At 70.3% G+C, this 12,207-nt stretch carries 13 protein-coding genes; 8 read left to right on the plus strand and 5 right to left on the minus strand.

All coding sequences use genetic code 11. The annotated features are described in order from the left end of the window. Positions 1-76: 76 nt before the first annotated feature. Entirely contained in the window at positions 77-211 is a 135-nt protein-coding gene (locus tag ACWFRJ_RS25170; RefSeq protein ID WP_453535069.1) for an SPW_0924 family protein, read from the plus strand. Positions 212-248: 37 nt separating this feature from the next. Then, complete coding sequence (locus ACWFRJ_RS25175) at positions 249-1,241, plus strand: DUF3068 domain-containing protein (protein WP_453535072.1); 993 nt, start codon at positions 249-251, stop codon at positions 1,239-1,241. Here ACWFRJ_RS25175 and hrpB read toward each other — a convergent pair. Together hrpB and ACWFRJ_RS25185 are read right to left on the minus strand one after the other, a co-directional pair. Next, positions 1,231-3,756 (minus strand): ATP-dependent helicase HrpB, encoded by a 2,526-nt coding sequence (gene hrpB, locus ACWFRJ_RS25180; RefSeq protein ID WP_453535075.1) that lies wholly within the window; start codon positions 3,754-3,756, stop codon positions 1,231-1,233. The genes ACWFRJ_RS25175 and hrpB overlap by 11 nt on opposite strands. A gap of 4 nt (positions 3,757-3,760) precedes the next feature. Continuing rightward, on the minus strand, positions 3,761-4,591 hold the full coding sequence (locus tag ACWFRJ_RS25185) for a class I SAM-dependent methyltransferase (RefSeq protein ID WP_453535078.1): 831 nt from the start codon (positions 4,589-4,591) through the stop codon (positions 3,761-3,763). A 401-nt stretch (positions 4,592-4,992) separates the two neighbouring features. On the opposite strand from ACWFRJ_RS25185, the gene rpsA reads away from it, so the two are divergent. Then, entirely contained in the window at positions 4,993-6,519 is a 1,527-nt protein-coding gene (rpsA, locus tag ACWFRJ_RS25190) for a 30S ribosomal protein S1 (RefSeq protein WP_453535081.1), read from the plus strand. Positions 6,520-6,665: 146 nt separating this feature from the next. Here rpsA and ACWFRJ_RS25195 read toward each other — a convergent pair whose 3' ends face one another. After that, complete coding sequence (locus tag ACWFRJ_RS25195; protein WP_453535084.1) at positions 6,666-7,637, minus strand: right-handed parallel beta-helix repeat-containing protein; 972 nt, start codon at positions 7,635-7,637, stop codon at positions 6,666-6,668. A 244-nt stretch (positions 7,638-7,881) separates the two neighbouring features. Between ACWFRJ_RS25195 and ACWFRJ_RS25200 the strand changes: the two genes are divergently transcribed. The 3 genes from ACWFRJ_RS25200 (at position 7,882) to ACWFRJ_RS25210 (ending at position 9,969) form a co-directional block, all read left to right on the plus strand. Further along, complete coding sequence (locus tag ACWFRJ_RS25200) at positions 7,882-8,820, plus strand: PAC2 family protein (RefSeq protein ID WP_453535087.1); 939 nt, start codon at positions 7,882-7,884, stop codon at positions 8,818-8,820. Between the two features lie 48 nt (positions 8,821-8,868). After that, positions 8,869-9,471, plus strand: coding sequence for a dephospho-CoA kinase (gene coaE / locus ACWFRJ_RS25205; RefSeq protein ID WP_453535090.1), 603 nt, complete (start codon positions 8,869-8,871; stop codon positions 9,469-9,471). A gap of 102 nt (positions 9,472-9,573) precedes the next feature. After that, entirely contained in the window at positions 9,574-9,969 is a 396-nt protein-coding gene (locus tag ACWFRJ_RS25210) for a tetratricopeptide repeat protein (RefSeq protein WP_453535093.1), read from the plus strand. 10 nt (positions 9,970-9,979) lie between these two features. Here ACWFRJ_RS25210 and ACWFRJ_RS25215 read toward each other — a convergent pair whose 3' ends face one another. Next, positions 9,980-10,240, minus strand: coding sequence for a DUF6343 family protein (locus ACWFRJ_RS25215; RefSeq protein ID WP_453535096.1), 261 nt, complete (start codon positions 10,238-10,240; stop codon positions 9,980-9,982). Positions 10,241-10,377: 137 nt separating this feature from the next. Here ACWFRJ_RS25215 and ACWFRJ_RS25220 point away from each other — a divergent pair, with 137 nt between their 5' ends. Next, a complete protein-coding gene (locus ACWFRJ_RS25220; RefSeq protein WP_453535103.1) occupies positions 10,378-11,082 on the plus strand; it encodes a class I SAM-dependent methyltransferase in 705 nt (234 codons plus the stop codon). Between the two features lie 137 nt (positions 11,083-11,219). Further along, entirely contained in the window at positions 11,220-11,696 is a 477-nt protein-coding gene (locus ACWFRJ_RS25225; protein ID WP_453535106.1) for a DoxX family protein, read from the plus strand. Between the two features lie 73 nt (positions 11,697-11,769). On the opposite strand, the gene ACWFRJ_RS25230 is transcribed toward ACWFRJ_RS25225, so the two are convergent. Beyond that, on the minus strand, positions 11,770-12,207 hold the full coding sequence (locus tag ACWFRJ_RS25230; protein ID WP_453535109.1) for an RNA-binding S4 domain-containing protein: 438 nt from the start codon (positions 12,205-12,207) through the stop codon (positions 11,770-11,772).

The raw sequence follows: 12,207 nt of genomic DNA on the forward strand, positions 1-12,207 counted from the left end.
GTGTTCTCATCTGGCCGCCGCGTTGCTACGGTGCCCCAGCCCTGACGCCCTGTCAGTTAATGCCGGGAGGATCCGCATGCGCGCTCTCGTCGCCGCCGCGACCGGTCTTGCCGTCGCCCTCGCCCTGGTCCTGACGATCACGGCGATGGGGGCCCCGCCCGGCGAGACATCGCCGAAGCCCCTGCTCACCACCGTCCCCAAGCACCCCTGACCGTCAACCGCCCGTCTCCGTAGGGAGGGCCGCCGCGATGCGCCGCAAGGCAAGCCTGATCCTGCTCGCCTTCGCCGTGTTCTTCACGGCGATGTCCCCGCTCATGCGCTGGTACGCCTTCCCGCGCCTCGCCAAGATCCCGCCGAGCCAGTACCAGGAGGCGGTCCTCGAGGCGAAGAACCCGACGCTCATCGACTACGGGAGCATGCGGGCCAAGAAGATCGACAAGGTCACCATCGTGCAGACGCTCAAGGGCAACGTGGAGGCCTCGGAGAAGATCGAGAAGAGCGCGGACCGTGACGTCGTCGTCTGGGACGCCCTCTCCTACGTACAGGACGGGGACGGAAAGATGGTCTCCAAGGTCCCCGAGCGCTACATCTTCGACGCACACAGCCAGGAACCGGTGCACGCGACCGGAGAGATGGTCGACGGGGACCCGGTCAAGCGCGAGGGCATCGAGTTCAAGTGGCCCTTCCTGACCGAGAAGCGGGACTACGAGTACTTCGACGCCCAGGCCCGCGTCACCAAGCCCATCCACTACAAGGGCACGCAGACGTTCCGCGGCGTGGAGGTCTACTACTTCGAGCAGACCATCCCCTGGACCAAGGTGCCCTTCCCCAAGACCATGCCGGTCAAGGGCATCACTCCGGAGTCCCTCGCCAAGACCGGCACCACGCGCTGGTACACCACCGTCCGCAAGTTCTGGGTCGACCCCACCACCGGGGCTCCCGTCTACGGCGAGGAGATCCAGCGGAACGAGCTGCGCGGCGGCACGCTCCTGGGCGGCCGTGACAAGGTCACCGTCTTCGCCGGGCACGTGAAGATGCGCGAGGACTACATCAAGAGCACCGTCGACCTGGTGAAGTCCCAGCGCGTCCTCGTCCTCCTCCTGACGTCCTATCTCCCCTGGGGCTTCCTGGGCCTCGGCCTGCTCCTGCTCGCCCTCTCCCTCTGGCTGGAGGCCCGCAGCCGCAGGCCCGGCGAACCGGAACCCACTCAGGCGCCCGAGCCGGAACCGGTCAACGCCTGAGCCGCGCGTTCGTGAACCGCGTCGCCTGTGCCGCCGCAGGGTCCTCCGGCCACGGATGCTTCGGATACCGCCCGCGCAGCTCGGCCCGCACCGCCCGGTAGCCGTCCCGCCAGAAGGAGGCGAGATCGGCGGTGACGGCGGCCGGGCGTCCGGCGGGGGACAGCAGATGCACGAGGACGGGCACGCCGCCGTCCGCGATGCGCGGGGTCTCGGCGAGCCCGAACATCTCCTGCAACTTCACGGCGAGCACGGGCTGCTGCGGGTCGGAGTAGTCGATCCGGATCCTGGACCCGCTGGGCACCGCCACCCGCTCCGGGGCGAGCGCGTCGAGGCGGGTGGCTTCGCCGGTCGCCCAGGGCAGAAGCCGGTTCAGAGCCTGCCCCGCGTCGATGCGCCGCAGGTCCGACCGGCGCCGCGCCTTCGAGAGCTCGGGCTCCAGCCACTCGTCCACGCGCGCGTGCAGGGCGCTTTCTGACACGTCGGGCCAGGGAGCCCCGAGATGCCGGTGCAGAAAGGCGAGTCGCTCCCTCAGCTCCCGGGCGCCCTGGGACCAGTGCAGCAGCGCGGTCCCTTCTTCCCTGAGCCCCGCAAGAAGGCCTTCTCGTACGAGTCCGGGGGCGGGCTTCTTCAGGGGCCGCACCGCAAGCTCCACGGCGCCCAGGCGCTCGACGTGCCGCGCGACGAGATCCCCGTCGGCCCAGGCGACCTCGTCCCCCTCGCTGTACAGCGACGCGGCCGCGCTCCGGGCGACGTCCCCGTCGATGTGCCCGCCGAGCAGCACGCGCGCGTGCCCGGCGCCGACGGGCCGGTCGCCGACGGCCACGGCGATCCACTCCGCCCCGGTGAGCGCGGACCCCGTCCGTACCTCGGCCCGGGTCCCGTTCACCATGAGGTACGTCCCGTCGCCACGCGCCTGGGCGACCCGCTCGGGGAAGGCGAGCGCGGCGACGAGCCCGGCGGTGTGCTCATCGCTGCCACCGCCGTTCTCAGCTCCCGGCGGCGACGCCCCCGCGGCCGCGGTCAGACGCCGCACCTCCGTGCGCCACCGCGCCGCGTACCCGTCCCCGCCCCGCCGGGCGGTGCGCCACGCCGCCGCGAGGTCGTCCCCGTACTCACGCGGCGGCTCCTCGCTGAGGAGTGCCACCACTTCCGCCGCACGGCGCGTCCCCACGAGGGGAGCCGCGTCGAGCAGGGCCCGCGCCAGGCGGGGGTGAAGGCCGACCCGCGCCATCCGCGAGCCCCGCTCCGTGACCCGCCCCGACTCCGGGGACACCGCCCCCACCGCCGCCAGGACGCCCCGCGCCGCCGCCATCGCACCACCCGGCGGCGGATCGAGCAGGGCGAGCCCGGAGGCGTCAGGATCCCCCCAGCAGGCCGTCTGCAAGGCGAACGCGGCGAGGTCGGCCAGCTTGATCTCCGGCGCCGGAAAGCGCGGCAGACGGGCGTCCTCGGCCTCCGCCCAGCACCGGTACACGGCCCCCGGTGCCTCACGCCCCGCGCGGCCCGCCCGCTGCCGGCCCGACGCCTGCGAAGCCCGTACCGTCGTCAGCGCGCTCAGCCCGCGCGCATGATCGACACGCGGCTCACGCGCGAGCCCCGCGTCGACGACGACCCGCACCCCGGGCACCGTCAGGGACGACTCCGCCACCGACGTCGCCAGGACCACACGCCGCTCGCCCCCTGCCGAGCCCGCGAGCACCGCGTCCTGCACCGCGGCGGGCGCGCGCCCGTGCACCTGAAGGACCTGCGCGGGCGCGTCCCCCAGCTGCCCCGCCACACGCGCGATCTCACCGACCCCGGGCAGAAAACACAGGACGTCCCCGTCCCGCTCGGTCAGCGCCCGCCGCACCACCGCCGCCACATGCGTGAGCAGCGCCGGATCCACCCGCATCCCGTGCGGCGGCCGTACCGGACGTACGGGCGGCGCCCAGACCACCTCGACCGGATACGAGGTGCCGTGCGCCTCCACCACGGGGGCGTCCCCGAGGATCCGCGACCACCCCTGCGCGTCCGTCGTCGCGGACGCGGCCACCAGGCGCAACTCGGGGCGCAGCGCGGCCCGTACGTCGACCAGGAACGCCGCCACGGTGTCGGCGTCGAGATGCCGCTCGTGGCACTCGTCGATGATCACCACATCGACACCGGTCAACTCCTGGTCCCGCTGCAGCCGCTGCAACAGGACACCGGTCGTCACGACCTCCACGCGCGCGTTCCTGCCCACCACGCGCTCACCGCGCACCGTGTACCCGACGCTCTCCCCGACCTTCTCGCCGAGCAGCCACGCCATCCGCCGCGCGGCGGCCCGAGCCGCGATGCGCCGGGGCTCGGCGACCACCACACGGCATGCCGGCGCGTCCCCGAGAAGCCCCGCGAGCGCCAGCGGCACCAGCGTCGTCTTGCCCGTACCGGGAGGCGCGCACAGCACGGCGCTGCCAGGACCCTCCAAGGCGGAGCGCAGCGCGGGCAGCGCGCCGCGTACGGGCAGGTCCAGGGCTTCGTTACGGAGACGGATCACGCACTCAGTCTCGTACGCAGACGAAGATCGCCGACCCCGGGATCAGATTCCCGCGCAACGGGGACCAGCCGCCCCACTCCTGGGTGTTCCACGCGGGCCATTCCGGCTCCACCAGGTCGACGAGCCGGAAACCGCCTGCCACGACGTCCCGCACCCGGTCGCCGATCGTCCGATGGTGCTCCACGTAGACGGCGTTCCCCTCTTCGTCCTGCTCCACATAAGGAGTGCGGTCGAAGTACGAGGCCGCGACCGAGAGACCCTCGGGGCCCGGCTCGTCGGGGAAGGCCCAGCGCATCGGGTGCGTCGCCGAGAACACGAAGCGGCCGCCGGGGCGCAGTACACGGTGTACATCCTTGAGGACCCGTACCGGGTCGGCGATGAAAGGCATCGCTCCGTAGGCCGAGCACGCGAGGTCGAAGCTGCCGTCGGCGAACGGCAGTGCCCCCGCGTCCGCCTCCACCAGCGGCACATCGCCGCCGATCCGCAGCGCGTGCTGCAACTGCCGGTGGGAGAGGTCGAGGGCGACCGGGCGCGCACCCTGCGCGGCGAGCCAGCGCGAGCACTGCGCCGCACCCGCGCCGATCTCCAGGATGTCCTTGCCCTCAAGCTCCTCGGGCGGACCGAGGAGCTCGGCCTCCACCTCGTCGAGTCCTTCGGGACCCCATACGAACCGGTCGTCACCCAGGAAGGTGCCGTGCTCGATCTGGTAGTCGTCCGCGTTCCTGTCCCACCAGCCGCGATTGGCGCGACTGCTCTCCTTGACATCGGCGTCTCGGCGGGTGGCTTCCGGTTCGGGCGTCTCGGGCAACTCGGACTCTTGGATGATCGGCTCCATCGTCGTACTCTTCCGTCTGGCTTGTCACGGATCGTCGCAGCGGGGCAGTGGGCCGGGAGGATCGGAAAGCGTCGCGACAGGGCGCGGTGCGGCCCGTGTGGCCTCATGCGACAGCATTTGTGCCGGGTATGCGGCGATCCGCCCCGGGTGTGCGCCTTCGCGCATTGACCCTGTCCGGCTGCCCCCGTATGCTACAAGTTGCGCTGCGAGCCTGCCGTCCTCAGACCTAGCGGGATGCGCTCGCATCTGTTGTATGTCCCCTCGGTTGTCGAGGCGCCTTTCCGTTTCTTCGGAAACTCAGGAATCGGCGCTTCCAAGGCTGTCCGGCTTCTTCAGAGCGAAATCGGTTCCGGCGCTAGCAGTACCTACGACTCACTGTCCGTACCGGAGCCCTTACCCACATGACGAGCAGCACCGAGACCACCGCTTCCACCACCCCGCAGGTAGCGGTCAACGACATCGGTAACGAGGAAGCCTTCCTCGCCGCGATCGACGAGACGATCAAGTACTTCAACGACGGCGACATCGTCGACGGCGTCATCGTGAAGGTCGACCGGGACGAGGTCCTGCTCGACATCGGTTACAAGACCGAAGGCGTCATCCCGTCTCGCGAGCTTTCCATCAAGCACGACGTCGACCCCAATGAGGTCGTCGCCGTGGGCGATGAGATCGAGGCCCTGGTTCTCCAGAAGGAGGACAAGGAAGGCCGTCTGATCCTGTCCAAGAAGCGCGCTCAGTACGAGCGCGCCTGGGGCACGATCGAGAAGATCAAGGAAGAAGACGGCATCGTCACCGGTACCGTCATCGAGGTCGTCAAGGGTGGTCTCATCCTCGACATCGGCCTCCGTGGCTTCCTGCCGGCTTCCCTCGTCGAGATGCGCCGCGTCCGCGACCTCCAGCCCTACGTGGGCAAGGAGCTCGAGGCCAAGATCATCGAGCTGGACAAGAACCGCAACAACGTGGTCCTGTCCCGCCGTGCCTGGCTCGAGCAGACCCAGAGCGAGGTCCGTCAGACCTTCCTCACGACCCTGCAGAAGGGCCAGGTCCGCTCCGGCGTCGTTTCCTCGATCGTCAACTTCGGTGCGTTCGTGGACCTCGGTGGCGTCGACGGTCTCGTGCACGTCTCCGAGCTTTCCTGGAAGCACATCGACCACCCCTCCGAGGTTGTCGAGGTCGGCCAGGAAGTCACCGTCGAGGTTCTCGACGTGGACATGGACCGCGAGCGCGTGTCCCTGTCGCTCAAGGCGACGCAGGAAGACCCGTGGCAGCAGTTCGCCCGTACGCACCAGATCGGGCAGGTTGTTCCCGGTAAGGTCACCAAGCTCGTTCCGTTCGGTGCGTTCGTGCGCGTCGACGAGGGCATCGAGGGCCTGGTCCACATCTCCGAGCTGGCCGAGCGCCACGTGGAGATCCCGGAGCAGGTCGTCCAGGTCAACGACGAGATCTTCGTCAAGGTCATCGACATCGACCTCGAGCGCCGCCGCATCAGCCTCTCGCTGAAGCAGGCCAACGAGGCCTTCGGCGCCGACCCGTCGGTCGTCGAGTTCGACCCGACCCTGTACGGCATGGCCGCGTCGTACGACGACCAGGGCAACTACATCTACCCCGAGGGCTTCGACCCCGAGACCAACGACTGGCTCGAGGGCTTCGAGTCGCAGCGTGAGGTCTGGGAGACCCAGTACGCCGAGGCGCAGACGCGCTTCGAGCAGCACCAGGCTCAGGTCATCAAGTCCCGCGAGGCGGACGCCCAGGCCGAGGCGGAGGGCGCTGCGGCTCCCGCTTCCTCGACCGGTACGCCTGCTGCCGGTGGCAGCGGCGGTGGCGGCGGCGGTTCGTACTCCTCGGAGTCGGACGACAACTCCGGCGCCCTGGCGTCGGACGAGGCGCTTGCCGCTCTGCGCGAGAAGCTTGCGGGTGGTCAGAGCTGAACAGCTCTGCCCTAGCAGGTAGTGAGAAGCGGGCCCGCACCCCTTGGGTGCGGGCCCGCTTTTTGCGCTTCGCGCGTGGGGTCGTTTGCTGCCCGCGGCCAGGTGGGGGCTGGTCGCGCAGTTCCCCGCGCCCCTTCGGGGCGCTGTTACGGCGTGACCGTGATGTCCGTCAGGCCCTTGCCGCCCGTCACCGTGTTGCTCGCGTACACCGTCGTCTTGCAACTGCCGCTGAAGTTGGTCACGTTGATCGCCAGCTGCTTGTCGCCCGTCGAGCCGCTCAGGTCGGACTCGTTGCCGCGGAAGACCGTGCCGCAGCCCCAGCCCGACTGCTGGCTGTGGGTCTCGTAGCCGCTGTTCGTGGTGTTCTTGCCGGTGTTGTTCTCGATGACGTAGTTGTTGCCCTTCACGTCGATCCACGAGTCGTCGTAGTTGTTGCCGGTCAGGCCCTTGCCGTCGAAGGTGTTGCCGGAGACCTTGCCGCCGGTGGTGCCCTCCTTGAGGTCGACGGCCTCACCGCCCACGTCGGGGCCGATCGTGTTGTTCAGTATCTGTACGTTGTCGCTCTTGTCGGAGAGCGCGTTGGCGCTGCCCACGTAGACGCCCTCTCCCATACCGCGGTCGTCGTTCCCGGTGTCGTAGATCTTCGAGCCCTTGATGACGCCGTCGGTGCTCGACTTCCGGAAGTGCACGCCCTCCATGTCGAGGCCGTGGACGGTGACGGTGTCCACGACGACGCCCTTCGCGGAGTCGATCATGATGCCCTTCTGGCCGCCCGTGACGGTGACGCCCTTCACCGTCCAGTAGGAGGCGCCGTTCAGGTGCAGGCCGTATCCGCCGCCCGCCGTGAGCACGGCCTTCGAAGAGCCGGTCAGGGTGATGCGGGCGCCTGAGCTCGCGGCCGTACTCGTCTTGAAGTTCCCGGTGTACGTGCCGTCGGCGAGGTGGATCGTGTCGCCGGGGGAGGCGCTGGTGAGCGCGGACTTGAGCTCGGCCGCCGTGGAGACCTCGATGGTCGCGGCGGCCGTCGATGCGGGGGAGGCGGCGGCCACGGCGGCCAGGCCTCCGGTGGCGGCCGTCGCGGCGAGCGCGGAGATGAGCAGGGTGCGTCGGGTGCGCATGTGGGGGTGACCCTCCGGTTCTTGTACGTGAACACTGGGTGTGCATATGAACGTAGAGGTGGGTCATGTCCGCGTCAAGGTCTGGACCAGACCGGGTGTGGGTGGGTGCCCGACCGCCGTGAACTCGGTGTCTGTCTACGGGCGTTGTGAGAAGCCGCTGTGAACGGACGCGGGAGGGAATGCCAACGCCGTTGCGGGCGTTCTGCTGTACGAGTCACGACGAAGAGGGCGAGGAGCGGTCACAGTGCTTGATCCGCAGGGTTTGTACGCATGGGAGCCGAAGGGCCTCGCTGTCGTCGACATGGCGCTCGCCCAGGAATCGGCCGGACTGGTCATGCTCTACCACTTCGACGGCTACATCGACGCGGGCGAAACCGGCGACCAGATCGTCGAAAGGCTCACGGAGAGCCTGCCCGGTCAGGTGGTGGCGCGCTTCGACCACGACCGGCTCGTCGACTACCGCGCGCGCCGCCCGCTGCTGACGTTCCGGCGTGACCGCTGGGCCGACTACGAGGTGCCCACGCTCGACGTGCGGCTGCTCCAGGACGCCACGGGAGCGCCCTTCCTGCTGCTCTCCGGGCCCGAGCCTGACATCGAGTGGGAGCGTTTCGCGGCGGCGGTCGAGCAGATCGTGGAGCGGCTCGGCGTACGCCTCGCGGTGAACTTCCACGGCATTCCCATGGGGGTGCCGCACACCCGCCCCGTGGGCCTCACCCCGCACGGCAACCGCACCGACCTGGTGCCGGGGCACCGCAGCCCCTTCGACGAGGCGCAGGTGCCCGGCAGCGCGGCGGCGCTCGCCGAGTACCGCCTCCTTGAAGCGGGCCACGACGTGCTCGGTGTCGCCGCGCACGTCCCGCACTACATCGCGCGCTCCGCGTACCCGGACGCCGCCCTGACCGTCCTGGAGGCGATCACCGCCGCGACGGGCCTTGTGCTGCCGAGCGTCGCGCACGGCCTGCGGACCGAGGCGCACCGCACCCAGACCGAGATCGACCGGCAGATCCAGGAGGGCGACGAGGAGCTGGTCGCCCTCGTGCAGGGGCTCGAGCACCAGTACGACGCCGCTTCCGGCGCCGACGCGCGCGGCAACATGCTCGCGGAGCCCGTGGACATCCCGTCGGCCGACGAGATCGGCAAGGAGTTCGAGCGCTTCCTCGCGGAGCGTGAGGGCGACGCGTAGCCGGGACCGAGAGGGCGGGGTTGAACGTCACCCCCTAAGCTGCCGGTCATGCTGAAGGTGGGCCTGACCGGCGGTATCGGCGCCGGCAAGAGTGAAGTGTCACGTCTCCTCGTCGCGTCCGGAGCCGTACTGATCGACTCCGACAAGATCGCGCGGGAAGTGGTGGAGCCGGGAACTCCCGGCCTTGCGGAGGTTGTTGAGGCCTTCGGCCAGGAGATCCTCGCCCCCGACGGCTCCCTCGACCGGCCGAAACTCGGCTCGATCGTCTTCGCCGACCCGGAGAAGCTGGCCGTACTGAACTCGATCGTGCACCCGCTGGTCGGCGCCCGCTCCGCGGAGCTGGAGGGCGCGGCCCCGCAGGACGCGGTGGTCGTCCACGACGTGCCCCTGCTCGCGGAGAACGGCCTCGCGCCGCTGTACGACCTGGTGGTCGTCGTCGACGCGGGCCCCGAGACCCAGCTGGAGCGTCTCGTGGGGCTGCGCGGCATGAGCGAGGAGGACGCCCGCGCGCGGATGGCCGCCCAGGCGACGCGCGAGAAGCGCCTGGAGATCGCCGACATCGTGATCGACAACGACGGCCCGCTGGAGGGCCTGCAACAGCGGGTCGGCGCCGTGTGGGCGGACCTCGCGGGGCGGGCACGGGCGGTCTAGCGGAGTGTCGGAGCGGCGGGACAGCGGCCCGGCGGCCGGTCTGCCGGAATAGGCGTCGGCGTGACGGGCGTTGAGACGGAGCAGCGAGGGAAGGAGTCACGCGTGCCCGAAATTACCCCGGAGACCCATGTCATCGACTTCCGTGCGGCGGAGCAGCTCCTTGCCGCGCGGGATCCCCGAGGCGCGGTGAAGCTGCTCGACACGGTCATCGCGGCCCACCCCGAGAACACGGCGGCGCGGCTGCTGAGGGCGCGCGCCTTCTTCGCCGCCGCTCAACTGCGTGCTGCCGAGCTTGAGTTCAGCATCGTCCTGGAGCGCGAGCCGGACAACGCGTTCGCTCATTTCGCGCTCGCCCGCACCTACGAACGCGCGGCGCGGCCCGACCAGGCCCGGCGCCACTTCCGCCTCGCCGCGGCGCTGGACCCGCAGCCGCAGTATCTGGCGGCGGCGCGCTTCGACGACGGCGACGGCGACGGCAACGCGGGCGCTGAAAGCTAGCCACTGAGGGCTAGCCCGTCCTCGGGGGTTCGTACGGCGGGATGTCGCGGCCCGGCTGGTAGTGCGGACCCTGGTGGATGTGGCGCAGGATCATCGCCATGTCGGCGGTGACGATCAGCCAGAGCGCGCCGCAGGCCACCGCCCATCCGGGGCGTCCCACGAGGGCGAAGGCGATGGTGCCGAACGTCGCCCAGACCAGGCCCCACACGCTGAACCAGAAGCGCATGCGCAGAGGACTGCGCGCGGTCACCGGTTCACTGCCTGTGCGCATCACGAGAGGTCATCTCCTCCCTCCCCACCTTCCAGGATCCACCCGTGGGTGGTGGACCGGAAGGGCCGGAGGCTGTGGACCGTGCGGCCACGGGGAGGGGGAGGGAACGGACGTCCGGAGCGCTTCGTTGACGGGGCATGACTGCTGAGATGCGTGAGGGACACGAGGGGACGGGCCCTGGAGCGATCACGCCGGACGGCTGCGCGGTGGATCTGTACGCGCGGCTTTCCGTCGGGGACGAGCCGGATGTCATCGCCGGTGCGGTACCGGCAGGGGCGCACATTCTGGAGCTGGGCAGTGGTGCGGGGCGGGTGACGCGTCCACTGCTCGAACGGGGGTTCCGGGTCACGGCGGTGGACGAGTCCGCCGAGATGCTGGAGAAGGTCGCCGCGCTCGAAGGTCGGGTGCGCACCATCCAGAGCCCGATCGAGGAGCTCGACCTGGGCGAGCGGTTCGAGGTGGTGATGCTCGCGTCGTTCCTGGTGCACGAGGGCGACGTGTCGGTGCGGCGCGGAATGCTGCGGGCCTGTCGGAGCCATGTGACGGACGGCGGCTGCGTGCTGATCCAGCGGGAGGGCGCGGATTACCACACGAACCTGCCGAGGGAGCGTGTCGACCCCGGTGGGTACACGGTGCGGATCGTGTCGGCGGAGCCGGTGGGGGACGGGGTGAACGAGGTGCACGCGGAGTACGTCTTCCCGGACACCGTGTGGACCCAGACGTTCCGCGCCCGTCCGCTCACGAAGGAGCAGTTCGAGCAGGCGCTGGGGGAGGCGGGACTGAGGGTCGACAAGTACCTGACGGAGGACGGGATCTGGGTGAGGGCGGTGCCGGTCGGCTGACGCGGCTGCCGGAGGGGGCCGGTGCCCCGGGCGGGCGGGCGGAGAGATGAGATGCCCCGCCGGGCGATGAGTTCCGCGGGGCGGGGCGGTCTATCACGGTGACAGCACAACAGCCCCTGTTCACCGAGGAGATCACCATGACCACGGCCGCCACCGCCCCCAGTGCCACCTCCGTCACCAACGCTTCCACCGGCACCGGCACCGGCACCGGTACTGCATGGGCCGGGCGCCGTCCCGTCCGTATCGCGCTGCGCACGATTCAGGTGGCGCTCGCCCTGTTCTTCGGCCTCGCCAGCGGGGCGCCGAAGCTGATCGCGCACCCCACGGCGGTCGAGGCCTTCGAGAGGCTCGGGTGGGGCGATCCGGGGATGTACGTGATCGGCGCCCTTGAGGTGCTCGGTGGGATCGCGCTGTTGATCCCGGTGCTCAGTTCCGTCGGCGCGACGGCTCTCATCGGGCTGATGATCGGTGCGTTCATCGTGAGCGTGACCGCGCTCGGCGGGGAGAACGCCGCCACGCCGCTCATCCTGATCCTGCCGCTGGCGTGGATCGCCTGGGCACGGCGCGGTCAGACGACGGAGCTGATCCGCCTCCTGCTGCGGCGCGGCGCGTGAAAGCACGGAAGCGCGAAAGACCTTGCAACGGGGCGGAGTTGCCCCGTCCCTCACCACAGGGGCGGGGTCGTGACTAACCCTCGAAGCCGCGCAGTCGTTCCATCTCCCGGCGGTCGCGCTTGGTGGGGCGGCCCGTTCCCCGGTCGCGTACGCCGGCGGGGGCCACGGCCTCGCGGGGTGGTGGGGGAGGGCTGTTGTCGACGTAGCACTCGACTGCCACCGGAGGGCCGACGCGCTTGCGGATGAGGCGTTTGACGATGACGACGTGTTCGCGGCCGTCCGCGTGGCGCAGGCGCACCTCGTCGCCGACGTGCACGCCGTAAGCGGGCTTCACGCGCTCGCCGTTGACCCGTACATGGCCGCCCTTGCAGGCCGCCGCGCCCATGGAGCGGGTCTTCACCAGACGGACGGACCAGATCCAGGCGTCGATCCGCACGGAGCCACCGCCTGCGGCACCGCCCGCACCTGCACCCGCCGCACCCGCGCCTCCGCCTGAAGTCTCCGAAGCCAT

It is taken from the genome of Streptomyces sp. NPDC055239 (assembly GCF_053606205.1).